Source organism: Parabacteroides sp. HGS0025 (assembly GCF_000969845.1).
GTDB classification, from domain to species: Bacteria; Bacteroidota; Bacteroidia; order Bacteroidales; family Tannerellaceae; genus Parabacteroides; species Parabacteroides gordonii.
In genome coordinates, this window is record NZ_KQ033904.1 from 48,453 (window position 1) to 72,956 (window position 24,504).

Below are 24,504 nucleotides of genomic sequence, written 5' to 3' on the forward strand. Positions count from 1 at the left end.
ATATTTACCTTTGCTAGCTGAATAATTAAGGATAAAATCAGGTAAACAATGTGCGAAAAAACAGAAAAGCAATACGAACTGGATAAACGTTACCTGCGGATGGCCGCAGTCTGGGCAGAGAATTCGTATTGCAAACGACGTCAGGTCGGAGCACTGATAGTTAAAGACCAGATGATCATTTCCGATGGATACAACGGAACACCGGCCGGTTTTGAGAATATCTGTGAAGATGAGAACAATGTAACCAAACCTTATGTGTTACATGCCGAGGCGAATGCTATAACCAAGGTGGCTGCATCATCAAACAGCAGCAAGGGTGCTACGATCTATGTCACTTCGGCTCCTTGTATAGAGTGTGCCAAGCTGATCATCCAATCGGGCATCAAACGTGTTGTCTATTCTGAAAAATACCGGATGGAAGACGGGTGCAATTTATTGCATCGTGCCGGAATTAGTATAGAATACATTGATATAAACGAATAAATATACGTTTTTATGAACAAGAACAGAAGGCTGACCATCTGGTTGCCTGTAATTATTGCAGCAAGTATTGCTCTCGGTATCTTTATCGGGAACCATTATCTTTCTCTTACACAAAACGGCAAACGCCGGATGTTTTCCAGCGGAAATAAAATAAATGCGATACTCGACATCATTGACGAACAATATGTCGATACTGTAAATATGAAATCGTTGGTGGAAGGGACTATTCCTAAAATATTCAGCGAACTCGATCCGCACTCCGTTTATATTTCTGCCGAAGATGCCTCCATCGTGAACGAAGATCTGGAAGGTTCATTCAGCGGTATCGGGGTCTCTTTCAATATGCAGACTGATACGATCCTCGTGATCAGCGTTATATCCGGAGGCCCGGCAGAAAAAGCTGGACTGCTTCCGTTCGACCGTATCATTACGATTAACGACTCGATCTATTCCGGCAACAATACCAGCCAGGCTAAGATCATGCGCACATTACGTGGTGCAAAGAACAGTACCGTCAAGCTGGGTGTGAAACGTGGAGACACACCGGATCTGCTTTACTTCGATGTAACGCGCGGAGACGTACCGGTCAACTCGGTCGATGTATCTTACGAAGTGAGCAAAGGGATCGGCTACATCAAAGTCAGCAAGTTCGGACGAACAACCTATAACGAGTTTATCACGGCCATTGCCAAACTGAAAGAATTGGGATGTGACTCATTCGTTATCGACCTGCGTGGAAACACCGGTGGATATATGGATGCGGCTATCAATATGGTAAACGAATTTATGCCGGAGGGACGATTGATCGTTTACACGGAAGGGAAAGCTTTCCCGCGTAACGATGTTTATACTAACGGAACAGGGACTTGTAAGGAAACTCCCATTGTTGTCCTGACTGACGAATTTTCGGCTTCCGCCAGTGAGATTTTCTCGGGTGCTATCCAGGATAACGACCGCGGAATGATCGTTGGCCGTCGTACTTATGGCAAAGGACTGGTTCAATCGCCTATTAAACTGAGCGACGGTTCGGAAATACGCCTGACGATTGCCCGTTATTACACTCCTTCGGGACGAAGCATTCAGAAAGATTACAAACTGGGAGACTCGGCCGATTATGACCAGGATCTGTACAACCGCTTCATTCATGGTGAGTTCGACTCGGCCGACAGTATCAAGAATACGCATACGGAGAAATATCATACCATGATCGGCAGAACAGTATATGGCGGCGGCGGCATCATGCCGGATATCTTTATTCCGCGCGACACCAGTGGCATCACAACTTATTTCACAAGTATTGTAAACAGCGGAACACTTTATCTGTATGCACTTGAATATTCGGACAGAAATCGTGAGAAGTTATCCTCTTTCGCTACTTATCAGGATCTGTACAAGTACCTGCAGTCGCAACCTTTGCTTTATGACTTTACAAACTTCGCAGCAACCAAAGGCATCAAGAAACGCCCGAACCTGATCAATATATCAGGTAAGCTGATCGAGAACCAGTTGCAGGCATACATCGTACGTAACTTCTTCGATGAAGCCGGATTTTATCCGATCTTCCTGAAGGACGACCCTACTTTATTGCGTGCGATCAAAATCATAAACGAAGGGAAATCAGTTCCTACAATCGAGAAAGAAAATGCAGACAAAGGAATTGCAGACAGCCAAGCAACAACTCCGAAAAGATATAGCCTCGCTAAAGAAATCATACGGGAAGACTATACTGCTTGACTTCTCTGAAAAGATATGGAAGCGGCTGGAAGAGACTGAACTCTTCCGGCAGGCTTCTTGTATTGCTTTATATTACTCCATACCCGGAGAAGTCCAGACAGCCGGATTACTCGAAAAATGGTTCGATAAAAAGCAACTCCTTCTTCCTCTGGTAGTCGGCGACGATCTCCGTCTTTTACCTTATAAAGGCTACAACTGCTTAACTCCGGGAGCTTTCGGCATTCCTGAGCCGAAGGACACAGAAACAACAATCCCCGAATCAGATGTTGATTTAATAATCGTACCCGGTGTCGCTTTCGATCGCCAACTGAACCGTATGGGACGGGGAAAAGGATATTACGACCGGCTGTTATCGACTTTACAGGCACCCAAGATCGGTATTTGTTTCGATTTTCAGTTACAGGAAAGTGTTCCGGTCGAACCGTTCGACAAGAAAATGGATATGGTCATTACGGAAAATGAGATTATCACCGGATAATAATATCCCGGATAACGGTTGCTCCGGCATATTCATTCAAACTCTTCACCAATCTTTCGCGGCACAAGGTTAATTCACTTCTCAGCACCGAAGAAGTAAGCGATACATATAATATATGATCGCGTACATATATATTACGGGTATATTGCATAACCATTGGCCCCAACACTTCCTTCCAGGCACGTTCGATACGGATCTCCAGAATCTTTTCGTATAATTCCGTATTGTCCTCGAAAAAATCTCTCAGGACTTCGCCGATAGCTTGTGTATTTTTACGCTTCATGCCGGATCCTCCATTGGTTGAACTTCTCCCTGCTCCACTTTGAACAAGGCATAATCATGCTCCATAGCCAAAAGGATCTCATCCAGATATTTCCGGTTGGTATCGGTTATGAATATCTGACCGAAGCTATCATCACTCACCAGCTTGATGATCTCCGCTACACGTGCCGCATCCAGTTTATCGAAGATATCATCCAGAAGCAAGATCGGGATAGTCTGCCCCTTTCTTGCCAAGAAAGCAAACTGAGCCAACTTCAAAGCAATCAGGTATGTTTTATTCTGTCCCTGCGATCCGACCCTGCGGATCAGATGTTCGTTCAGAGTCATTTCAAGTTCATCTTTATGAATGCCGTTGGACGTATAGCCTAAAATACGGTCGCGCTCCCTGTTGGCTGCCAGTAAATCGGGCAGGTCATTCCCTGCCAGTTGGGAGATATAACGCAAGCCGACCACTTCCGAAGAGCGGCAGATCGTCTGATAATACTCATTGAAGATCGGAATAAAGCTTTCCACCAGCAACTGGCGCTTTTCAAAGACCATCCGCCCATACATCCCCAATTGCATCTCCAATACTTCATAGAGCGAAGCATCCATGCTTTGATTTTTCAGTAGCATATTCCGTTGAAGCAACGCTTTATTATATTGGATCAAGGCATGCAGGTACTGTTTATCCTGCTGCGAAATAATCAAATCCAGAAAACGACGGCGCTCGTCACTCCCCCCTTGGATCAAATCCGAATCCGCCGGAGAAACCATTACCAAAGGCAACAGGCCGATATGCTCCGACAGCTTATCGTATTCCTTCTTATTCCGTTTGAACTGTTTCCGCTGACGGCGGCGGATGGCGCAGAAGATCTCCTCCCCTCTCCCTTCATAATCATACTCACCCTGGATCACGCACATATCCTGATCATTGTTTATAATCTGACTGTCAGGAGTATTTACATGACTCTTGCAAAACGAAAGATAATGAATCACATCCAACAGATTCGTCTTCCCCATCCCGTTATTTCCAAAGAAACAATTCATTTTGGGTGAGAAAGATACTTCCGACTGAAGAATATTTTTGTAATTAAGAATAGAAAGCTTTTTGAGTATCATCTGTACCATATTAATCGTACAAAATTAAAAAATATACTTCTAAGTATAGATTATATCAGTAAAAAAAACTACTTTTGCGCTTTGAATTGCCATTGGCATAAATCAGGATAAAATAATAAATAACTATAACACATTATGGCTACTAAGGAAAAAAACACCAACACGGAGTTAGAAGTAGAAGAAATTGTTTCGAAATCGGAGCAGTTTATTGAAAACAATTCAAAAAAGATCATTTACGGAATTATAGCTATCGCACTCGTTGTTGGAGCTGTTTTAGGAATTAAACACGGTTACATGATTCCTCAGCAAAAGAAAGCAGCCGCTGCTATATTTAAAGGAGAACAATATTTCGCTAAGGACTCTTTCGCTTTGGCATTGAACGGTAATGGTGCCGACTACGAAGGTTTTGAAGGAATCATCGACCAATATGGTAGCACAGCTTCCGGAAATCTGGCTAAAGCTTATGCCGGTATCTGCTACTTCAAAATGGGAGAAACTGAAAAAGCTTTAGATAAGTTGAAATCATTCAGCGGAGACGACAACATGATATCTCCGGCTATTATCGGCTTGATCGGTGACTGCTACGTGAATATGGGTAACATCAAAGAAGGTATCAGCTATTTCGAAAAAGCAGCAAAAAGTGCTGACAATGAAGTAATCAGCCCTGTTTATCTGAAGAAAGCCGGTATCGCTTACGAAAACCAGAAACAATACAGCGATGCTGTTAAAGCATACACTACGATCAAAGAAAAATATTTCAACTCAATGGAAGCTGCTGATATCGATAAATATATCGCCCGTGCTTCTGCTGCTAAATAATATGAATCGTACGATATAAACTATACAAGAGGATGTCTCATCAAAAAAGGCATCCTTTTATTTTTTAAATACAAAGTTATGGCTACAGCTTATCAAAATTTATCAGACTACGACTTCAACAGTGTACCCGACGGTTCAGAAATGACATTCGGTATTGTAGTCGCAGAGTGGAATAAGCACATCACAGAGAAATTACTGGAAGGTGCATGCAATACACTGGAGAAACATGGTGTGAAACCGGAAAACATTTATGTAAAACGTGTTCCGGGCAGCTTCGAACTGACTTTCGGTGCTAAACGTATGGCAGAAACAAAAGATGTGAATGCTGTAATCGTTTTAGGATGCGTTGTAAGAGGTGATACTCCACATTTTGATTACGTTTGTTCAGGCGTTACACAGGGTATTACCGAACTGAACCTGATGTATGATATCCCGTTCATTTTCGGATTGTTAACTACCGACAACATGCAACAATCAGAGGATCGTGCCGGCGGTAAGTACGGAAATAAAGGGGATGAAGCTGCTGTGACTGCACTAAAAATGATACATTTTTCTGAGTAAACACTTGCAGGTTTCAAAAATAATCGTACCTTTGCACTGCAATTGAAAATAATAGGGGCAGTTACCAGAGTGGCCAAATGGGGCTGACTGTAACTCAGCTGTCTTTCGACTTCGGTGGTTCGAATCCATCACTGCCCACTAACTTTTCAAAAGCCAATAAAATTGCGGAAGTAGCTCAGTTGATAGAGCATTAGCCTTCCAAGCTGAGGGTCGCGGGTTTGAGCCCCGTCTTCCGCTCTCAGGAAAAGGATAATCGAAAGGTTATCCTTTTTTTGTATACAAAAGTCCCGACTTTCACAAGCCGGGACTTTTTCGATTTAACCAAAATTCAACTATTATGAGAAAATTACAAAAAACAGTTGATCAACTAACATCAAACGTAAACCTTTTCATAGGCACAACTTTCTTAGAAAAGGTAGTCTGACAAACGTCTCTACCAGACTACCTGAAAGAAGAATCCCTTCTTCTTTCTTTCTTCATAGATTAAGGTATGCCTAGTCATTTCAATATGCGTTATAACACTTTTTACTTTTATCTCTTTCTCTGATGCAAATAAACGACAAAAAAAGACACCGACCAAAGAAATACAAGGCATACAGAAGACACTCTCAACCCACCATAGGACAAAATCGTTTTTGTCCTATCGACGAACTGTTTATAAGTAAAATCAGCACTTCTTTAATCCATAACGGTTCCGATATTCGCTTGGAGTCATATTATATACAGCTTTGAAATTACGCACGAATGTCCGGGAATTATTAAAACTGGCTTCTTCTGCTACTACTTCAATCAACTTGTTAGAAGGATCCAGCAATATATTAGTTGCATAAATAACACGCTGCTTGTTTATGTAGCCATGAAAAGCCAGGTTTTCTTTTAACCGAAGAATTTTATTCAATGACTTTTTCTTAACATCACATTGATGAACAATTATATTTACAGATATATCTTTATCCAAAAAATGCTTTTCAGTTACAACATATTGGTGGATCTTATTATATATTTCTACATATTCTGTGTTGTCAGAAGACTCAGCTATTTCAAAACAAGGTATATGCCAATTCAATATTAATACAAAAACACAGAAGTCCGGGTGCTTATTTTCAAAAAAATGAAATTCAATCTTTTCATTCATACGTTTACTATATTAATCTTACAATTTCAAGGGCAAACTCAATAAAGCTTATAGTAAAAACCATACTTCGACATATTAGATTTAAGTTTAGCGATAACAAATTCAAGCCCCATACTTAAACAAATATAAGATTTAACATTTTCATTTCCAAAGAAAATATCTAAATAACATTCTATTCGACATTTTCTTAGTCATTTTGCTTTTTATTTATAACTTTGGGGCAACATAAATATAATAATAATCCACGGAGATGAACGAACAGATAAAACAAATAGCAGAACGCCTGGCAGGACTTCGGGATGCACTGGAAATCAGCCCCGAAGAAATGGCTAAGGTATGCAACCTGACCACCGAGCAATATTTGCAGATGGAAAGTGGCACAGTTGATATATCAGTTAGCATATTGCATCAGATATCACAAGCCTACGGAGTGGAACTCACCACCCTGATGTTTGGCGACGAGCCCAAGATGAGCTCCTATTTCATCACACGCAAAGGCAAAGGTATCGCTGTTGAGCGTACAAAAGCCTACAAGTATCAATCGTTGGCAGCTGGTTTTGCCGGACGTAAAGCCGATCCATTTATGGTCACCGTTCATCCCAAACCCGAAGAAGAGCCCATCTATCTGAACTCGCACCCGGGACAGGAATACAACCTCGTATTAAAAGGCCGCATGCTCCTGCAGATCAATAATAAAGAATTGATCCTCGAAGAAGGCGACAGTATATATTTCAACTCCGAGTTGCCACACGGCATGAAAGCTCTGGACGGAGAAAAGGTCAGTTTTCTGGCTATAATACTTTAAAAAGAACAATTTAATTATGTTAGAAAGATTCTTAGATCAGACGACTTTCGCGTCGCAGGAAGATTTTATCAATAACTTCAAAATAAAAGTACCGGAGAATTTCAACTTCGGATACGATGTTGTAGATGCATGGGCCACAGAAGAGCCGGATAAAAAAGCATTATGCTGGACAAATGACAAGGGTGAACATATCGACTTCACATTTGCTGACCTGAAAAAATATACCGATCAGACCGCTTCTTACTTCCAGTCGCTGGGTATCGGTCGGGGTGATATGGTGATGCTGATTTTGAAACGTCGCTATGAGTTCTGGTTCTCGATCATTGCATTACATAAACTGGGAGCGGTTGTTATTCCGGCTACTCACCTGTTAACAAAGAAAGATATTATTTACCGTAATAATGCCGCCGATATCAAGATGATCGTTTGTGCCGGGGAAGAGGTTATCACCAAACATATTGTTGATGCCCTACCGGAATCACCGAGTATCAAGACATTGGTTTCCGTTGGCCCGGAGATACCGGAAGGATTCGAAGATTTCCACAAGGGAATAGCGGATGCGTCTCCGTTCGTTCGTCCGTCCCATCCGAATAGCAACGATGATATTTCACTGATGTATTTTACCTCAGGAACGACCGGTAACCCCAAAATGGTTGCACACGATTTCACTTATCCTTTAGGACATATCGTAACAGGTAGTTTCTGGCATAACTTGCATCGCGACAGTCTGCATCTGACCATTGCCGATACAGGTTGGGGAAAAGCTGTCTGGGGAAAATTGTACGGACAATGGATTGCGGGAGCTACCGTATTCGTTTACGACCACGAGAAGTTCACGCCGGCCGACATGTTGCAGATGATCCAGGATTACCGCATCACCTCTTTATGTGCACCTCCAACGATCTTCCGCTTTCTGATCCGCGAAGACATGACAAAGTACGATCTGTCTTCCCTGCAATATTGTACGATTGCCGGCGAAGCGCTGAACCCTGCTGTGTTCGATGCATTCTATAAACTAACCGGTATCAAGCTGATGGAAGGATTCGGACAGACGGAAACAACACTTACAGTTGCCACCTTCCCCTGGATGGAACCGAAGCCCGGCTCTATGGGTGTTCCCAACCCGCAATATGATGTAGACCTGATCCGTCCTGACGGAAGCCGTGCAGAAGACGGTGAACAAGGACAGATCGTAATCCATACAACCAACAAGAAACCGATAGGCCTGTTCAAGGAATACTACCGTGATGCCGAACTGACTCACGAAGCCTGGCACGACGGCATGTATTATACCGGTGACGTAGCCTGGCGTGATGAAGACGGCTACTTGTGGTTTGTGGGACGTGCCGACGATGTGATCAAGAGTTCCGGTTACCGTATCGGCCCGTTCGAGGTGGAAAGTGCCCTGATGACACACCCCGCCGTTGTAGAATGCGCTATTACCGGTGTGCCTGACGAGATACGCGGTCAGGTAGTCAAAGCTACGATCGTGCTGGCAAAAGATTATAAAGACAGGGCAGGCGAAGCTCTTATCAAAGAGTTGCAGGATCATGTAAAACGTGTCACTGCCCCCTATAAATATCCCCGCGTGGTAGAATTCGTAGATGAACTACCCAAGACAATCAGCGGAAAAATCCGCCGTGTGGAAATACGCGACAAGGATAATAAATAAGATAATATCATTCCTTTATACAAGCTGCGTTTCCCTGTTATACAAAGAGACGCAGCTTTTTATTCTTAAAGAACATGAAAATGGCATATCAGTTTACACGAATAGCTGTAAAGATCGGCAGCAACGTCTTAACAAGAAAAGACGGTTCATTAGACGTCACCCGCATGTCGGCCCTGGTCGACCAGGTTGCCGAACTTCATCAACATGGTGTAGAGGTCGTTCTGATCTCATCAGGTGCGGTAGCATCGGGACGCAGTGAGGTGAAACCCGGCAGGAAGCTCGATCCGGTTTCAGCCCGTCAGCTTTATTCGGCAGTGGGACAGGCTAAACTGATAAACCGTTATTTCGAGTTATTCCGTGAGCATAAGATTGCCTGTGGGCAGGTGCTCACAACAAAGGAGAACTTCGGTAGCCGCACGCATTATCTCAACCAGAAGCATTGTATGGAAGTGATGCTTGAGAATAATGTGATACCGATCGTCAATGAGAACGATACGATCTCCGTAACCGAACTGATGTTTACGGATAATGACGAACTGTCCGGCCTGATCGCAACAATGATGGGGATGGACGCGCTTATTATCCTAAGTAATATCGACGGTATTTATAATGGCAATCCTTCCGATCCGGCAGCAACGGTGATCCGCGAAATCGACGGCGGAAAACAGGATCTGTCGGAATATGTACAAACCAGCAAGTCGTCATTCGGCAGGGGCGGTATGCTCACCAAATGCAGTATCGCACAGAAAGTAGCCGACGAAGGAATCACCGTCATCATCGGTAACGGAAAGAAGGAGAACATTCTGCCCCGGCTACTGGTTAAGGGAAGTACGGAAGTTTGCACCCGGTTTATTCCTGCTGCCAAACCCGTGAGCAGCGTAAAGAAATGGATCGCCCACTCCGAAGGTTTCGCCAAAGGAGAGATACATATCAACAAAGGGACGGAAGAAGCGTTGACTGGCCCTCGGGCTACAAGCCTGCTATTAGTGGGCGTGACAGCCATCATAGGTGAGTTCGAGAAGAACGACATTGTAAAGATAGTCGGCGAAGACGGTATTCAGATAGGCGTTGGCTGTGCCGGATACGATAGCCGGGAAGCAGTGACCCTGATCGGGCAACGGGATATCAAGCCGCTGGTACATTATGATTATCTGTATTTGGACTAGATAGAGACTATTGCTACCGAAGGAAAAGACCGAAGGAAAAGTTAGAACCAGTTAATAAGAAAAGAATATGGCAATCAACCATCTATTACAACAAAGTGTTACTGCTTCGCGTCAGCTTATCACACTGAGCGATGAAGCTAGAAATAGCATCCTGACCGATACGGCCAACGAGCTACTAAAGCAACAGGCGGAAGTACTTGCCGCCAACGAGAAAGACCTGGCCCGTATGGATCCTGCTAATCCCAAATACGACCGTCTGAAGCTGACAGCCGACCGTTTGGAAGGTATCGCCGGGGATATGAAGAATGTAGCAACACTCCCCTCACCGCTGGGCAAGGTTCTGAGTGAGTTAACCCGTCCGAACGGCATGGTGATCCGCAAAGTATCTGTACCTTTCGGAGTAATAGGTGTGATCTATGAAGCACGTCCGAACGTGACATTCGACGTATTCTCTCTTTGTTTCAAAAGTGGAAACGCCTGTGTGTTGAAAGGTGGTTCAGATGCGGACGATTCCAACCGGGCATTGGTCGGGATTATCCACCAAGTGCTGGAACGTCATGGCGTTAACCCGGCTGTTTGTTGCCTCTTGCCTCCTGACCGGGAAGCTACGACCGAGCTGTTAAATGCCGTCGGACTGGTAGACCTGATCATTCCGCGCGGTAGTAGTTCGCTGATCAACTTCGTACGCGACAATGCCCGCGTTCCGGTGATCGAGACGGGAGCCGGGATTTGCCATACCTACTTCGATAAGGAAGGAGATAAGGAGAAAGGGCAAGCCATCGTAAACAATGCAAAGACGCGCCGTGTCAGCGTGTGTAACGCTTTGGACTGTCTGATTATCCATCAAGATCGTCTCGACGACCTGCCTTATATCTGCAATAAGCTAAAAGACAGCCATGTAATCATATACGCCGACCAACCGGCATTCGACTCTCTGGCCGGTTCTTATCCATCGGAACTGCTTCAACCGGCTACGGAAGACAGCTTCGGTACCGAGTTCCTCGACTATAAGATGAGCATCCGCACGGTTGCCAGTCTCAACGAGGCACTGGAGCACATCACCCGATACAGTTCGAAACATAGCGAAAGTATCGTAAGCGAGTCGGAAGAAATCGTATCTTTGTTCCAGCAACTAGTAGATGCCGCCTGTGTTTACAGCAATGTGTCGACGGCTTTCACCGATGGAGCCCAGTTCGGCTTCGGGGCGGAGATCGGTATCAGTACACAGAAACTGCATGCACGCGGGCCGATGGCATTACCGGAACTGACTACCTATAAGTATATTATCGAAGGAGACGGACAGGTCAGGAAATAGACCTGTCCCAGCCACAATGAGTATAGTGTAAGTTACCAACTGTACCAGATCGTTCGGTTTTTATTCCAATGCAGAACGATTAATACCATAATTAACATGGTATCCCGCATTCTATCCATATATTTGTCAGTGCTATATTGAAAACACTGACAAACTTATGGATTATTATATACCGAGAACTCACAAATATCTCCGGAAATTTGCTGTTTACAGCTGTATGCTGGTCTCCACTTACCACCTGGGATATGGTGCAGAACACGCCTCACCGGAATCAGGAGACACACTCTCTTTTCATCTTCCTAACGTGATTGTCACTGCCATTGAAAGCAAAGGAATGGAAAGTTCTTCGCTGCTACCATCATCGGCAATCGAACATGTACAACCCTTCAGTGCCGCCGATCTGATGCAGCTTCTGCCGGGAGGGCTGACAGGCAACCCCGGCTTCAACCAGGCTCAATATTTCACGATCAGGGAGATCACACTGACAAACGGATTGAATAAGACCAATGCCGCTCAGGCCGAAGGAACACAGATCGTGCTCGACGGATCACCATTACATTATAATGCCTGGATCGGCAGCCCGTTCGACGGGTCAGACACCCGCTTCCTGTCGATGAATGAAGTGGAACAGGCCGAAGTCATACGCGGCATACCTTCAGCCCGCTACGGTAACCTGACCAACGGGATGCTAAAGCTCAAGACACATCGTGGCGAGATGCCTTTGACTGTCGGCATACGTTACAATCCGAAGATGAAGCAATACACAGCAGGGAAAGGTTTCGTTCTCTCTCCGTCCGGGCATACGATCAATCTGCTGGCCGACTATACGGCTCAAGGAGATTTCCATACCGGAGGCTTCCGGCTGGCCAATACATATCACTGGCTGGCAGGCGGTCGACCGCTGATCGCCCGGTTCGATTATACCGCGAGGATAGGCTCTGAAAAGAACTACATCAGCGAAGAGGAACACAGCAGACAGCAACTGCAAAACCACCGCCTTTCCCTATCCGGGGAATGGAAGCCCGGACGGCAGCTTCTTGAAAATCTCTCACTCCGCATTGACCTGTCAGCATCAAAGACCCAATCGGATAAGTACAACGTACCTTCTTCCAAACAAGCCTACAGCGGATCGACCGTCACAGGCGAAAGCGTAGCGCTGGTGCTTCCCGACCGTTATATCTGCCGGACACAGAATGAAGGTCTACCACTATATGTAGATGCCGAGCTGCGTGCCACCACCCAACGCCCTTTACCACATCCCAAAAGCCGGGTGGAACTGAGTGCCGGCATCACCTGGCGTAGTGAAGGCAACCGAGGAAAAGGATTTCAGTTCGATCCCTTGCGGCCACCCTATGGTGCCTCACGCCCACGATCCTACAGAGAGATTCCTTTCATGCACAGCAGTGCCTTTTTCGCCGAAGCCCTTTTCCGCTGGCCTCGGACAATCATACAAGCCGGGATACGTTACCAGGCAATGGGATGCAACGGTTACGGCTGGATAGGAAGTACCGAACCCCGCGTCAACCTGTCGTGGACAGCCTTTTCTTCATCCGGCTGGCAACTACGGCTGAAAGCTGGCGCCGGCCGGATGGGATATATGCCAACCGTAGAGCAACTTTATCCCTCACCGGTTTACGACGACCGCATGGCCTTTTACTACAACGACCCGGAGAACGGCCACTCGCTCGCCGTAATCCACACCCACGCACCCAATGACAGAAAGAACACTGACTTGTGTCCGGTCATCAACCGAAAGTTGGAAACCGGCTTTATGTTGAAGACTCCTGCCGTCAGAGTCGACATGACAGGCTTTTATGAACGGAAGACAGGCGGCTTTGCCACTGTCACCGATTATGTGCCTTACAACTACCGCGAGTATGAATACCAGTACGATACCGGCCTCCGCCCCGAATACCGGGAAGGGCAGGTCTGGGTGAACGGTGAGCCGGTGGCTTATGAGGAGCGCACCCGCTTTACCGCCATATTCCGCCCGATAAATGCACAGGTCACAACCAAATACGGGATAGAAATGACAGCCGACTTCGGCACCTTCCACCCCCTGCTTACTTCGCTGGTAGTAGACGGTCAATGGCTCCGTATCCGAAGGAAAAACAACTCACTGACCGGCTATACCGATATGAGTACCTCCTACGGCGATGCCTACCCGTATGTCGGCTTCTATGACAAGCCGGTTTCTTCCAACGGCAATGAAGAGATAACCGAGCAACTCAGTACCAACTTCCGCTTCATCACCCGCATTCCCCGTATCGGGCTGGTGACGACGCTCACCCTCCAAATGGTCTGGATACAACGTTCCCGGCGCTATTATAACGGAAGAAAAGAAACGGAAGTATGGCCCCTCTACTGGTGCGGCACCGACGGCATACGCCATCCCTTCACCGAAGCTGAAAAAGCGAATCCCGACTTCTCCGAACTACTGTTGGAAAGCGACCCGGACGACTTCCTGCAGAACTCATATAAACCTTATGGGCTTATCAACCTCCGTGTCAGCAAAGAGTTCAGCCGATACGCCACACTGTCGTTCTTCGCCAACAATCTGGCCGACATGCGTCCGGTACGCTTGCAAGCCACCAGCGGACAGTATTACCGTCAGAACCCTTCTTCCTTCTTCGGTCTCGAACTACAAATAAAACTATAACAACACGATATGACTACATACTTACGACTCATCTGCCAACTGCTCAGCCTCCTGTTGCTCCTACCGGGATGTACGGAGAATACATTCAGTATCCGGACGATACACATTCAACTCGTACTGGAAGACAGCACCCTCGTACTCCCTCTCGGAGATATTCCGGTCACGCTTAAAAACCAGACACTAAGCAATACCTACACCGTGACGACTGATGCCGAAGGCCGTGCCGACCTCACCATCACACCCGGTTCCTGCACCATCAGTTTCAGCCATACGCTAACGAAGGGGCTGACAACCTACAACTACAACGGTGGATACGCCGACCTCTATGTAGAGCCCGGTAATGAAGATATCGATCTGGAGATCCCCATCACCCTGAATGCCGTTCCGCAACTGGTGATAGACGAACTCTACTTCGGCGGTTGCCTGAAGCCCGATGGCAAGTCGACTTATACTACCGACCAGTACCTGACCATCGCCAACAACTCCTCCCGGACGCTCTACCTCGACGGACTCTGTATCGGACAGGCCGCCCCCTTCACCACTGCAAAGCCATCGAGCTGGATGAAGTACACCGACATGAAAGAGATCCCCCTCACGATGATGTGCTGGCAATTTCCCGGTAACGGCACCGACTATCCCCTACTGCCCGGAGAGCGGCAGATAGTGGCTACTAATGCGATCGACCACACCGCCGGAGAGGCAGGCATCCCCGCTTCACTGGATCTTTCGCACGTGGAATGGGCCTTCTGGAATGCGTCGTTACGCGACAGCAAGATCACAGCCGGTGTAAAGCCCCTCCGCCTCGTATGGCATACCAGCGGTACGGCCTACGCCCTGACGGTAAGCGGCCCGACGGTATTGCTCTTCATGCCCCAAAGCGATATGGCAGCCTGGGTGGCCGATGCCGCCCATATATGCAAAGAGCCGGAAAGCTCTTCCAAACTGCAATACCTGCACATCCCCGCCGAATGGGTGATCGATGTGGCCAACTATGTCTCGTCTCCCTCCCTGGCCATCAACAGTCGTCTTCCGTTCAATATAGATCCGGAGCCGGGCATAGCAGGCCCTTCCGGGCAGGGTAATGCCTGGCGGAGAGCCCATTGGGAAAAAGACGGGCAAATCATCTGGAAGACCGGAAGCGGCACCTACTACAACTTCAATGAAGAAGTACCCAGTTTAAAAGATATCTCCGAAACAAACTAATAAGCATCCTCTTGTCATGAAGATAAAACAACTATATCCCCTTCTCTTTACCGGGCTCCTCTTTCTAACTGCGATACCGGCCACCACCGCGCAACATCAAAGCGGAACCATACGCCCGGACATCGGTAGCTACCGGCAGTTCAATCCCTGGGAACAATCGATCAACCCGGCCGGCATACAGCTGACCGAAGTCGACAGCCTGATGGAAATAACCATCGGACACAAGAACCTGCGCCCCGCCTTCTGCGCTACCGACCAACCGGACAGGCTGCTGTCTTACCGTGGAACCGTCGATGGCTACAAACGCCTGGGTGCGCTGCAACTCTCCGGCGGCCTTGGCTGGCAACAATACCGCTTGAAAGGACAAAGCTGGAACTTCCTCGAGCAACCCGGCTACCTCATCACGGCAGGCGACTCGCTCGCCAATCCCCGCCACTCCGAGCAATACAGCCTCTACGGGAAAGCCGCCTATGTCCTCTCCCCCCGCCTGCTGGCCGGACTGGCGATGTCCTATACTGCGACAGCGAATAAAGATGCCTCGCCCGAAAAGCGATATTCAGGCAGTGCACATACCGCTGTTCTTTCAGCCGGACTAGTCCGTTCCGGCCGGCAGGGACGTATCGGACTCTCCACCGGCTACACCCATCGTACGGAATTACTCACTTATGGAAGTACCTACAAAGAACGTCTCTATACCTACCCGCTAGGGTACTTTATTCCCATGCAGGAAATCAACGACGGAAACACCGGCATACTCCGCAGTTCAGCAGGCAACAGCAACATCTTCCGCAGCATAGGAAACGAATGGCAAGCTGCCGGGCAGGCAGAATGGCTGCAACCGGGATGGAGCTGGTTCAACGAGTTATATGCCAGCTTTGAACGCCGCCGCCTCAGTCCCGACGATTCCGAGAATATGCATGGCTGGAAAGAGCAATACCTCACCCTCGGCTACCGCAGCCGTCTTAGCATCGGCCACGGACGTTGGACGCATCTCGTCTCTCCCGCCCTGTTGTTGAAACGTACCCTGTCCGACCGCATCCTGCAACGTCCCGACCCGAATAACTTCAACGGAGCCTGGGTACGTTTTGGCCTGCTGCGTTTCGCTTCACGCCACACGGCAGACTTGTCCGTCAGCTACTGCCTGGCACGCGACTATACCCCCGACGGTGCCACGCAAGCCTGGCAACTCGCCATTGGATGGTCAGGCAACCGTGAAGAGATTTACAGTTACCCTTTCACTATCGCCCAGCTCACCGGCACTATCCATGCCGAAGCCGCCTTCGTGTGCCGTATGCCCCTTCCTCATACCGCCGGCCTGATGTTGCGCCCTTCCGTCACCCTCCTGACGGGCAATGGAACAGAGGAACGCATCACCCGTGAAGAGAACAATGCGGCAGTCGAAATAAAGGCCTACCGCAACTACGGGCGTGTCAGCTCCACCTTTGCCGCCCTCACCACCACCCGTCTCGGCTTCGGCCTGCAAGCAGAATACCGTCGTCCGTTGGCAGGCAGCGTAGACGGAGGTCTGCGTTTGCAAGCCTACCTGGAACGGATTGCAAAAAACCAAACTGATTATCAATTAGATAAAACAGGAGGAGGAGGCATGCTTGCCCTGATCGTATGGCTATGATCGCATCCCCCTCCTTTTCTGCGGCACCCTCAGCGCCTTTAGTGGGGCACCCTCAGCAAGCTTGATGGGTCACCCGCAGCAAGGGCGCTGAGGGTACCGCAGAAATAATGAATATTCTAAAACACCGTATTAATATGAAACGAACGATCTGTTTATATCTCCCTATCTTGCTCCTTTTAGTGCTTGCGTGTACTCCCCGCAAGTCATCTGAAGAAGCCGAACGCTTCCTGCAAACCGCCCTCAGCCAGCAGAAAGGCATCCGGGCATCCGGTGAAGAAGAAATCACCCCTGTCGCCCTCTTCAATGCCGAACAGGAGTATCGCTTTACCCCGGTACAACGCCTGCAACTCAAACGTATCTTGCTGGCCAAAAGCTATCGCATCGATCGCGAAATGACGGACGGGCTCTGTGCCGAAGCCGAAGCAATCGCTCTCCAAACAGGCAACGACAGTCTGCTCTGCGTCACCCGCTGGGACATCTTCCGTTACCACCAGGCTATCCACGATACGACAGCCGCCCTTGACGTACTACAGCGACAGGCTCCCCTCGTGCGTACCCTTTATGGTGAAGAAAATCTGAAACCCTACTACTATGCCCTGGCCAATATGTACAACTATCATAACCGCCCGGCAATCTGTTTCCATTGGCTTCGCAAGGCACGCCCGGCAAAAGCGACCAAGCTTCACATATGGTACAACCAGATGGCCAATGCCTTGCTACGCTTCAATCGCAATGACGACGCACTGGCTTATGCCGATAGCAGCCTGGCCACCTGGGGCAATAACAAATCAGGAGCCTCCGGTTCCTGCCTCATAAAAGGACAAGCCCTGCGCAACCTCGGCCGCAGCACCGAAGCCATGCATTTATATGCCGTGACCGTTGCCACTATCGACAGTCTGTCCCTTACCCGCAAAAGTGGAAACTACAGCAACAACGAACTGTATATCTTCTACGACTACGCCTCCCTGCTGCAACAGGCCGGACGCTATCATGAAGCCATCCCCCTGCTTGCCCGCGTTGCAGCTGCCGACAGCCGCACCGATAAATATAAAAACACCTACTCCTATTACACAAGCGATATTGAAACCCCACCGATCAATGCCTCCCGCCTTCTCTCCCAATGCTATTACAGCCTCGGGCAGAAAGACCGTTCCATTGAATATGCCCGCCGTGCCGACTCCCTGCAGAACGTAACCAACGAAGTCCGCCGGAAGATTAACGAACAACGCATCGAAGAAATATACCGCAACAAACTGCTTAGCAGTCAATTAAGCTATCAGCAGGAAGCCACAGCCGCCGCCCGCCGGATGCAATATGTCCTGTCCGTTGTAGTAATCCTGTTGGCAGCCGCACTTGCAACTGCCGGTTTGTGGTGGCACAAACGCCGCCAACGCCTGCGCCAACTCTTCATCCTGATGGCAGAACGCCATGCCGACTGGCTCTCCATCCGCTCCCTTCTCTTGGAGCAACCCCACCCCGATCCGAAAAACATCCTTCCCGAAGAATACTTCTCCCGTACGGGAGATTCGCGAATCGCCCTCCCCTTATCTCTCCTCTCTTCTCCTCCTTTACCGGAGAGTGAAATAGCTTTTACCGCTGACACCGAAGGAGTCTACCGCCGTATCTTCCACCGTGTGCTCCGGATCATGGAGAACGAGCAGCCTTTTCTTGACCCGAAGTTCGACCTCATCGCCCTGTCGCGGTTGGCCGGAACGAATCGTACGCAGCTATCCACAGCCATCAACCAGCAGGCACAGACCTCCTTCAGCAACTGGCTGGCCGCCTATCGCGTGAACTACCTGATTCAACAGATCGACCTGCAACCCGATTGCTATATCGACGAAATCTATCCGCAGGCCGGCTTCGCTTCGCGCACGACCTTTTATCGCCAATTCCGGCAGGCAACTGGCCTCACGCCGAAGCAATATATGAAAGAAAGAACCAGAGGGTAAAGGCCGGTTGTACCATTTCGTCCATAATCCGTTCCAGATCATTCGTATCTCATGGGCTACGTTGATATTTTAGCTACTGTATTTATACCTTTGGGGAGAAAAATTAGCAAATACTACTGACTAGTCCCTCATAAGTTATGGATAACAAGACGAACAATTCTATCATAATGCATCGCTTATATCAGCGTGTTTTAATCGTCATGGACCAAGAGCAACCCTACCTCGATCCTCAGCTGAACCTTGGAAAGCTGGTACGTATTATCGGAACAAACCGTACGCTTCTCTCGACGACCATTAACAACCAGTCGAAGAGCAATTTCAACACTTGGCTTGCTTCCTACCGGGTAAACCATCTGCTTGAAGCACTCCGTAGTAACCCTGACAAAAGCTTCAAAGAACTCTATTCCGGCTCAGGATTTGCCTCACGTACATCCTTTTACCGCCAGTTTCGGCTTATCATGGGATGCAGTCCGCAGGAATACTTACGACAGTAAAATAGATTCACCTTGTACCATATCATTCGAAAGCAGTACCACTTCATCCATATCATTTAACACCTATTGTTTTTCACAGCTGCTATCGATACATTTGCTGTATGAGATTTTACAACAAATGTTTAAACAGGGTCAGTTAACCTTTCCTATACCGGGAAGAACGCGGCACTTTAAAACCTGACGTATTATGATGAACAAACTAAAAGGCTGGCTGGTCGATTTACCGATAGGCCGCAAAAAAGGAGGCAAGATCCTTATGTTAAACTCCGCCGGATCGGTAGACCTGGAGACTGTCTACACGGAGATGGGGAAAGAAATCACCGGAGTAAAGAAAGAAACAATCGTACATGTCGTGACCCTCTTTCTGCGTATAATCGCCGAACTCATCCTAAACGGGTATAGTGTCAATGTCGGACTTTTCCGTGCTGTGGCCCGCTTCAGCGGAATGATAGAAGGCGGCGTATGGAACCCTGAAAAGAACTCGGTGTATGTGGATTTCCAACAAGACAAACTGCTGCGTGATGCCATCCGCCAGACAAAGGTGATTGTAGAAAGCACCAAACCCGACAGTATGTATATTATTGAAGTGGAAGACCGCATAATCGGTATGGATCGCAACCGGATCACGCCGGGACATAATGTCTTTGTACGTGGTGCCCGCCTGAAAGTTATCGGTACTGATGAGTCGGTGGGCGTTACCCTGACCCATACTGACGGTACGGTAAGTAAAATCGCAGCGGAAGATATCGTTATCAATAACCCTTCCGAATTGTTGCTGCTCCTCCCTGCTGACTTAAAAGACGGTATATATGAACTAAAGATAACAACTCAATACAGTAATGGCGGCACCAGTATGTTGAAACAACCCCGTTCCGTATCCTGCAACGTAGAGGTAGGCGGTGGTGGTGGCGGAGGTGACGACGACCGTCCGGTTATTGAATAAAGTGAAGTTAACCTGTATACTTTATATCCTTCTTCTCCTTTCCATGACAACCCAGGCATCGCGGAAAGGAGACAGAAGTCAGGTCGACTCCGTTATGCGTCACGTGGTAGCCAATGCAGCCCTCTATGAACAGGCCGTTGCATCCTACGAAGCAGAAGTGTATGTGAAAGGGCTTACAACGGTGCAGAAAAAGAACCTCCTCTTATATTTCGCCAACCTGGTCTTCCCTGTCGAGTCGAACCAGAAAGAGACTGCCTTCGAAATGGTAAGTGACTTCCGCTACGAGGCTCCTGGCAACTATCACCATGATATCCGCGCCATCAACAGCAACCGTCCCTTCCGGGCCCGGAAGCAGAAGGAAGTACTGTCGTTTATCAATCTCAATGTCTACTCGCCCACTATCTACGATAAGGGGATCATCATGCCTGTAGCCCGTGGAGCTTTCCGTTATTACAACTTCTATCTGGAAGGTACTGAGGATATAGCCGGCATCCGCATCTACCACATCCGTTTCAGTCCGAAGCAATGGAGCCAGAAGTTACTCGACGGGGAACTTTACATCATAGACAAGAGCTGGACGATAGACCGCATTGTGATAAACGGCCTCTCCACCCTCTCGGAATTTACCTTGCAGATGCGTTTCAGCCGCGACCGCCGTTACTTCCTGCTACCCGAAGAAGCCGATCTGAAAGCTCACTTCCATGCATTGGGTAACAAGCTGACGAACAGTTATCATGTAGCTTTCCGTTATAGGGCAGTCACCTGGACGGAGGAAGACAACGAGCCGCCACAACCAAAACCGCTCGACCGGACACGTTATTTCAGCCTTTCGTCAGACACGATACCGATAGTACGCGATACGGCCTATTGGCTGTCGAAACGCGATGCAGCCCCTACGCCCGAAGAGTTGAATGTATATCGGCTGCTCCCCGGTCAATCGTCTGCTACTACCGACAGCAACAGCTTCACCCCTTACCTGAAGATGACCGGGCGGCTGACCAACACCATGAACCTCGACTATAAGACTACCCGCGTGAAATACTCGGGCTTGCTCAACCCTTTCCAGCTGGGATATTCAGGTAGCAACGGCTTCACCTACCACCAGCGGATACGCATCAGCAAAACCTTCGCCCGCGACCGCCAGTTGCGTTTCCGTCCGGAACTGGGATATGTGTTCAAGCGGAGGCAGTTATTCTTTAAACTGGCGGCAGACTGGGAGTACCTTCCCAGCCGGATGGGGGTACTCAGCCTGATTGCTGCCAACGATAACCCAAGTTACCCGGCTGGCGTGATGGCAAAGATCGGGCAGCAATTACAAGACTCGGTATTCCAGCTGGCCGACGAAAGGCATAACAAGTTCCACCACTATTATGTAGACTTGCGCAACAGCATCGAACCGGCTAACGGACTGCGCCTGGAAGCTGGCCTTTCCCTTCACCGCCGGGTACCGACAACCGGAGGGGGAACCTTCCACGACTTCACACCGTCGGTAGGCCTCACCTATACGCCACGGCAGTACTACTGGATGGACGGTTACCGGAAAGAGTACCTTTACTCCCACTTCCCAACCTTCTCCATTGAGGTGGTACAGGCTATCCCGGGAGTAGGTCAAAGGGCTGGCAATTACGGCCGGGTAGAGACAGATATGCACCAAAGCATCCGCATAGGCTTGTCGCAACGACTCAACTACCACCTGAGCGGCGGGTTCTACTTCAATCGCCGGTCGCTCTACTTCTCCGACTTCCGCTACTTCGCCCGGCGTTATTTCCCCGAGTCGTGGGACGACCGTTTCGGGGGCGTGTTCAATCAGTTGAAGGGGGAATGGTACAACGTATCCGACAGTTACGTCCAGGGGCATCTGATGTTCGAAAGCCCGTTACTTCTGCTTCAACTCTTTAAGACCCGGCATGCACGCTATGTCGTGTCGGAACGCCTGTATCTCGGCCAGCTCTGGACACCGTCGCTTCCCTGCTACACGGAGCTGGGTTATGGGGTGGGTAGCGACCTATTCAATGTGGGAGTCTTTGCCGGCTTCGAGCAAGGACGGTATCGTAGCGTTGGTGTGAAGCTTACCTTTGAACTGTTCCAATAGGAGTCCAGGAGTACCAGATTGTTCAAAAGAAGTCCCGGATCATTCATACCTGCTCTTACCCCTTGTGTCTCTGCACTCCCTGTGATACATTTACCACTGAATTGATAGACACACACAGTATTAGTATGAGAATAAAGTACCCGAACATGTTATGGCGCCGGCTACCTGTATTGGTATTTGCCGCCCTTTCACTTCTTCAGTTACCCTGCTTTGCCTGGGATTTTGCAGAACATCGCAAGATTGGCGACCGCGCTATGAGCCTGCTGCCTGCCCAATTGGTTAAATCCGGTATCTTCTCCACTGAAGAGGAAGCAGATAGAGCCTTGCTTTCTATCCTTAATATGTCGCACATGGAAGGGACGAATGCCTATGCCATGAACGAGCTGACCCAACTGCCTAATATTGTAACCTATGGTACGCTTTGCGGACTGGCGGGCGACCATGTCGAGAACCCGCTCTTGCTCGAAACCGGACTGCAGACCCACTTCTCTAAGACAAACCGGACACTGGCACTCGAATTTAAAGCCATGAACGAGTTCCTCACCGGCGCATCCAGCAAGGAGTTGCTCGACATCAACCTGGCTTACGGGCTGCTGGCTATCAAAGACCTTTCGCACTTCTATGCCTACGGGAAAGGAATGAACGAACACCTGCGCATGATAGACCCGGAGTTGATACGCCGCTTGCAGAAACCTTCTGAAGTGAATGAAGTCTTCTCCGAACTGAACCATCTGCCATCCCTCTCAAAGTATTTCTGCATACATATCTTTGCCGTCTATCTGGCCGAAGAGGCGGGCAAACAACTGCACGCAGGTAACCGGACAAGTGCAAACGACCTGATGTTCTACGCCTCTCTCTACGAAGCCTTTGCCGAACACTTCCTGCAAGACTCGTTCGCTTCCGGCCATCAGATGGTGCGACGTGGCTTCTCGGCATCGGCCGTCTCCAACAACAAGAGTCTGCACGACTTCTATAACACGATCCCCGTACAAACAGCTAATATGAAAGGCGAAACCTGGTCGGCCTATGGCGACAAACGCTTGAATCAGAATGCCATGAGCTATAAGAATGCGGATGACTACCTAAATATCCGTGTCACAGAACATCATCCTTACTCACTGGATAAAGGCGACAGCTACGAACGTGAGACACAGGTGTTTTACCAGGTGGTGACGGCTACCTGCCAGTCGCTTACGGAAGTATGGGCTGCCTGGCACCAAGCCTCTTCAGGAGATACCCGTAACCTGCTCGATGAGCTTCCCGACAACGAGAAAGCGCTTCCCGACTTCGTGTATGCAAACTTTCCTGTCGTGCGCCAGTTCCCCATCCCATTCGGAACAGACATAAATACACTGCCGATGAACGACCTCACGGACGAACGCAAAGAGGAATTGCAATTGATCGTACAGGAACCTTTCACCCGCAACTTCATCCGTTCGAGGGTAGCCAATTCCTTTATGTTTCTGATCGGGATGCCTATCCATGCACATCGCGAAGGGGTGATGGTATATGGTGCCCGCCTGAATGCCAGCATGTTCAATTGGCATAAATTCGGCAACGGGACAACAATGATTATGAAACCGGGGGATGTGGCACAATGGGTCAGCCCCACCATCTCCGGATATTATATGCATGCTCCTTCCGGCTCTTATATAATGAAAAACTGGAATGTCAAGGCGGGTGTGAACTATGCTGCCGACATCTTCGTTTCGCCCAACCGTTTCCTGGGTCTTTACGGGTACATGGAAATGGGTATCGACCGTCGTAACAATGAAACACGTTTCCTGGTGGCTCCGTCGACCGGTATACAGCTGGGGTCGCTGATCGGACTGCATGAATTCAACATGCCGGGGTGGCTGCGTATTCCGTTGGGGATCATTCTCCCCCTTAAGTTCGCCGTAACCTGCAACAAAGTGAAGGGGCGCCCGGTAGAGTGGATCAGTAACATGGAAGTAGACATACTCTTTTAAGAATACTCAA

At 48.6% G+C, this 24,504-nt stretch carries 20 protein-coding genes and 2 tRNA genes; 19 read left to right on the forward strand and 3 right to left on the reverse strand.

The annotated features are described in order from the left end of the window. The first annotated feature begins 48 nt into the window (after nt 1-48). Genes HMPREF1212_RS23175 through HMPREF1212_RS23185 form a run of 3 tightly spaced genes read left to right on the forward strand, consistent with a single transcriptional unit; the run spans nt 49 to nt 2,695 of the window. Nucleotides 49-483 carry a dCMP deaminase family protein gene (locus tag HMPREF1212_RS23175; RefSeq protein WP_028726991.1) on the forward strand — a complete coding sequence of 145 codons (435 nt, stop codon included), beginning with the start codon at nt 49-51 and terminating at the stop codon, nt 481-483. A gap of 12 nt (nt 484-495) precedes the next feature. Next, nucleotides 496-2,217, forward strand: a complete 1,722-nt coding sequence (locus HMPREF1212_RS23180) for a S41 family peptidase (protein ID WP_046151355.1) — start codon at nt 496-498, stop codon at nt 2,215-2,217. Beyond that, entirely contained in the window at nt 2,126-2,695 is a 570-nt protein-coding gene (locus HMPREF1212_RS23185) for a 5-formyltetrahydrofolate cyclo-ligase (protein WP_082099979.1), read from the forward strand. Before HMPREF1212_RS23180 ends, HMPREF1212_RS23185 begins: the two co-directional genes overlap by 92 nt. Here HMPREF1212_RS23185 and HMPREF1212_RS23190 read toward each other — a convergent pair. Both HMPREF1212_RS23190 and HMPREF1212_RS23195 read right to left on the reverse strand, forming a co-directional pair. After that, nucleotides 2,685-2,978 carry a DciA family protein gene (locus HMPREF1212_RS23190; RefSeq protein ID WP_046151356.1) on the reverse strand — a complete coding sequence of 98 codons (294 nt, stop codon included), beginning with the start codon at nt 2,976-2,978 and terminating at the stop codon, nt 2,685-2,687. The genes HMPREF1212_RS23185 and HMPREF1212_RS23190 overlap by 11 nt on opposite strands. Next, on the reverse strand, nt 2,975-4,078 hold the full coding sequence (locus HMPREF1212_RS23195) for a DNA replication/repair protein RecF (protein ID WP_028726987.1): 1,104 nt from the start codon (nt 4,076-4,078) through the stop codon (nt 2,975-2,977). Before HMPREF1212_RS23195 ends, HMPREF1212_RS23190 begins: the two co-directional genes overlap by 4 nt. Nucleotides 4,079-4,213: 135 nt before the next feature. On the opposite strand from HMPREF1212_RS23195, the gene HMPREF1212_RS23200 reads away from it, so the two are divergent. The 4 genes from HMPREF1212_RS23200 to HMPREF1212_RS23215 all read left to right on the forward strand — a co-directional run bounded on the left by HMPREF1212_RS23200 (nt 4,214) and on the right by HMPREF1212_RS23215 (nt 5,695). After that, nucleotides 4,214-4,897: a tetratricopeptide repeat protein gene (locus tag HMPREF1212_RS23200; protein WP_028726986.1), complete on the forward strand. Its 684-nt coding sequence runs from the start codon at nt 4,214-4,216 to the stop codon at nt 4,895-4,897. Nucleotides 4,898-4,975: 78 nt separating this feature from the next. Then, a complete protein-coding gene (gene ribH, locus HMPREF1212_RS23205) occupies nt 4,976-5,458 on the forward strand; it encodes a 6,7-dimethyl-8-ribityllumazine synthase (RefSeq protein ID WP_028726985.1) in 483 nt (160 codons plus the stop codon). A gap of 55 nt (nt 5,459-5,513) precedes the next feature. Further along, nucleotides 5,514-5,596: transfer RNA gene (locus tag HMPREF1212_RS23210), tRNA-Tyr, on the forward strand. 26 nt (nt 5,597-5,622) lie between these two features. Further along, nucleotides 5,623-5,695 (forward strand) — tRNA-Gly (locus HMPREF1212_RS23215). Between the two features lie 430 nt (nt 5,696-6,125). Here the strand turns inward: HMPREF1212_RS23215 and HMPREF1212_RS23220 are convergent. Beyond that, complete coding sequence (locus HMPREF1212_RS23220) at nt 6,126-6,593, reverse strand: helix-turn-helix domain-containing protein (RefSeq protein ID WP_046151357.1); 468 nt, start codon at nt 6,591-6,593, stop codon at nt 6,126-6,128. A gap of 250 nt (nt 6,594-6,843) precedes the next feature. On the opposite strand from HMPREF1212_RS23220, the gene HMPREF1212_RS23225 reads away from it, so the two are divergent. The 12 genes from HMPREF1212_RS23225 (at nt 6,844) to HMPREF1212_RS23280 (ending at nt 24,494) form a co-directional block, all read left to right on the forward strand. After that, on the forward strand, nt 6,844-7,398 hold the full coding sequence (locus tag HMPREF1212_RS23225) for a helix-turn-helix domain-containing protein (RefSeq protein WP_046151358.1): 555 nt from the start codon (nt 6,844-6,846) through the stop codon (nt 7,396-7,398). Nucleotides 7,399-7,414: 16 nt separating this feature from the next. Further along, the gene (locus HMPREF1212_RS23230) at nt 7,415-9,070 is read left to right on the forward strand and encodes an AMP-binding protein (RefSeq protein ID WP_046151359.1); all 1,656 of its coding nucleotides are present in this window, start codon (nt 7,415-7,417) and stop codon (nt 9,068-9,070) included. 80 nt (nt 9,071-9,150) lie between these two features. After that, the gene (gene proB, locus HMPREF1212_RS23235; RefSeq protein ID WP_028726981.1) at nt 9,151-10,236 is read left to right on the forward strand and encodes a glutamate 5-kinase; all 1,086 of its coding nucleotides are present in this window, start codon (nt 9,151-9,153) and stop codon (nt 10,234-10,236) included. A 67-nt stretch (nt 10,237-10,303) separates the two neighbouring features. After that, complete coding sequence (locus HMPREF1212_RS23240) at nt 10,304-11,551, forward strand: glutamate-5-semialdehyde dehydrogenase (RefSeq protein WP_046151360.1); 1,248 nt, start codon at nt 10,304-10,306, stop codon at nt 11,549-11,551. A gap of 157 nt (nt 11,552-11,708) precedes the next feature. After that, a complete protein-coding gene (locus HMPREF1212_RS23245; protein WP_087880946.1) occupies nt 11,709-14,210 on the forward strand; it encodes a TonB-dependent receptor plug domain-containing protein in 2,502 nt (833 codons plus the stop codon). 9 nt (nt 14,211-14,219) lie between these two features. Beyond that, on the forward strand, nt 14,220-15,413 hold the full coding sequence (locus HMPREF1212_RS23250; RefSeq protein WP_052725102.1) for a DUF4876 domain-containing protein: 1,194 nt from the start codon (nt 14,220-14,222) through the stop codon (nt 15,411-15,413). A 16-nt stretch (nt 15,414-15,429) separates the two neighbouring features. Next, a complete protein-coding gene (locus HMPREF1212_RS23255) occupies nt 15,430-17,043 on the forward strand; it encodes a DUF6850 family outer membrane beta-barrel protein (protein WP_046151361.1) in 1,614 nt (537 codons plus the stop codon). Nucleotides 17,044-17,177: 134 nt separating this feature from the next. Further along, nucleotides 17,178-18,995, forward strand: a complete 1,818-nt coding sequence (locus HMPREF1212_RS27445) for a helix-turn-helix domain-containing protein (RefSeq protein WP_232430208.1) — start codon at nt 17,178-17,180, stop codon at nt 18,993-18,995. Between the two features lie 200 nt (nt 18,996-19,195). Continuing rightward, nucleotides 19,196-19,489: a helix-turn-helix domain-containing protein gene (locus tag HMPREF1212_RS23265; RefSeq protein ID WP_232430209.1), complete on the forward strand. Its 294-nt coding sequence runs from the start codon at nt 19,196-19,198 to the stop codon at nt 19,487-19,489. Between the two features lie 187 nt (nt 19,490-19,676). Further along, the gene (locus HMPREF1212_RS23270; protein ID WP_046151363.1) at nt 19,677-20,432 is read left to right on the forward strand and encodes a DNA-binding domain-containing protein; all 756 of its coding nucleotides are present in this window, start codon (nt 19,677-19,679) and stop codon (nt 20,430-20,432) included. 43 nt (nt 20,433-20,475) lie between these two features. Beyond that, nucleotides 20,476-22,524: a DUF5686 family protein gene (locus HMPREF1212_RS23275; protein WP_052725110.1), complete on the forward strand. Its 2,049-nt coding sequence runs from the start codon at nt 20,476-20,478 to the stop codon at nt 22,522-22,524. 125 nt (nt 22,525-22,649) lie between these two features. After that, on the forward strand, nt 22,650-24,494 hold the full coding sequence (locus tag HMPREF1212_RS23280; RefSeq protein ID WP_232430210.1) for a hypothetical protein: 1,845 nt from the start codon (nt 22,650-22,652) through the stop codon (nt 24,492-24,494). Nucleotides 24,495-24,504 lie beyond the last annotated feature (10 nt).

Coding starts and splice junctions, on each gene's coding strand:
- HMPREF1212_RS23175 (WP_028726991.1), top strand. CDS start 49: ATGTGCGAAAAAACAGAAAAGCAATACGAACTGGATAAACGTTACCTG.
- HMPREF1212_RS23180 (WP_046151355.1), top strand. CDS start 496: ATGAACAAGAACAGAAGGCTGACCATCTGGTTGCCTGTAATTATTGCA.
- HMPREF1212_RS23185 (WP_082099979.1), top strand. CDS start 2,126: ATGCAGACAAAGGAATTGCAGACAGCCAAGCAACAACTCCGAAAAGAT.
- HMPREF1212_RS23190 (WP_046151356.1), bottom strand. CDS start 2,978: ATGAAGCGTAAAAATACACAAGCTATCGGCGAAGTCCTGAGAGATTTT.
- HMPREF1212_RS23195 (WP_028726987.1), bottom strand. CDS start 4,078: ATGATACTCAAAAAGCTTTCTATTCTTAATTACAAAAATATTCTTCAG.
- HMPREF1212_RS23200 (WP_028726986.1), top strand. CDS start 4,214: ATGGCTACTAAGGAAAAAAACACCAACACGGAGTTAGAAGTAGAAGAA.
- ribH (WP_028726985.1), top strand. CDS start 4,976: ATGGCTACAGCTTATCAAAATTTATCAGACTACGACTTCAACAGTGTA.
- HMPREF1212_RS23220 (WP_046151357.1), bottom strand. CDS start 6,593: ATGAATGAAAAGATTGAATTTCATTTTTTTGAAAATAAGCACCCGGAC.
- HMPREF1212_RS23225 (WP_046151358.1), top strand. CDS start 6,844: ATGAACGAACAGATAAAACAAATAGCAGAACGCCTGGCAGGACTTCGG.
- HMPREF1212_RS23230 (WP_046151359.1), top strand. CDS start 7,415: ATGTTAGAAAGATTCTTAGATCAGACGACTTTCGCGTCGCAGGAAGAT.
- proB (WP_028726981.1), top strand. CDS start 9,151: ATGGCATATCAGTTTACACGAATAGCTGTAAAGATCGGCAGCAACGTC.
- HMPREF1212_RS23240 (WP_046151360.1), top strand. CDS start 10,304: ATGGCAATCAACCATCTATTACAACAAAGTGTTACTGCTTCGCGTCAG.
- HMPREF1212_RS23245 (WP_087880946.1), top strand. CDS start 11,709: ATGGATTATTATATACCGAGAACTCACAAATATCTCCGGAAATTTGCT.
- HMPREF1212_RS23250 (WP_052725102.1), top strand. CDS start 14,220: ATGACTACATACTTACGACTCATCTGCCAACTGCTCAGCCTCCTGTTG.
- HMPREF1212_RS23255 (WP_046151361.1), top strand. CDS start 15,430: ATGAAGATAAAACAACTATATCCCCTTCTCTTTACCGGGCTCCTCTTT.
- HMPREF1212_RS27445 (WP_232430208.1), top strand. CDS start 17,178: ATGAAACGAACGATCTGTTTATATCTCCCTATCTTGCTCCTTTTAGTG.
- HMPREF1212_RS23265 (WP_232430209.1), top strand. CDS start 19,196: ATGGACCAAGAGCAACCCTACCTCGATCCTCAGCTGAACCTTGGAAAG.
- HMPREF1212_RS23270 (WP_046151363.1), top strand. CDS start 19,677: ATGATGAACAAACTAAAAGGCTGGCTGGTCGATTTACCGATAGGCCGC.
- HMPREF1212_RS23275 (WP_052725110.1), top strand. CDS start 20,476: ATGACAACCCAGGCATCGCGGAAAGGAGACAGAAGTCAGGTCGACTCC.
- HMPREF1212_RS23280 (WP_232430210.1), top strand. CDS start 22,650: ATGAGAATAAAGTACCCGAACATGTTATGGCGCCGGCTACCTGTATTG.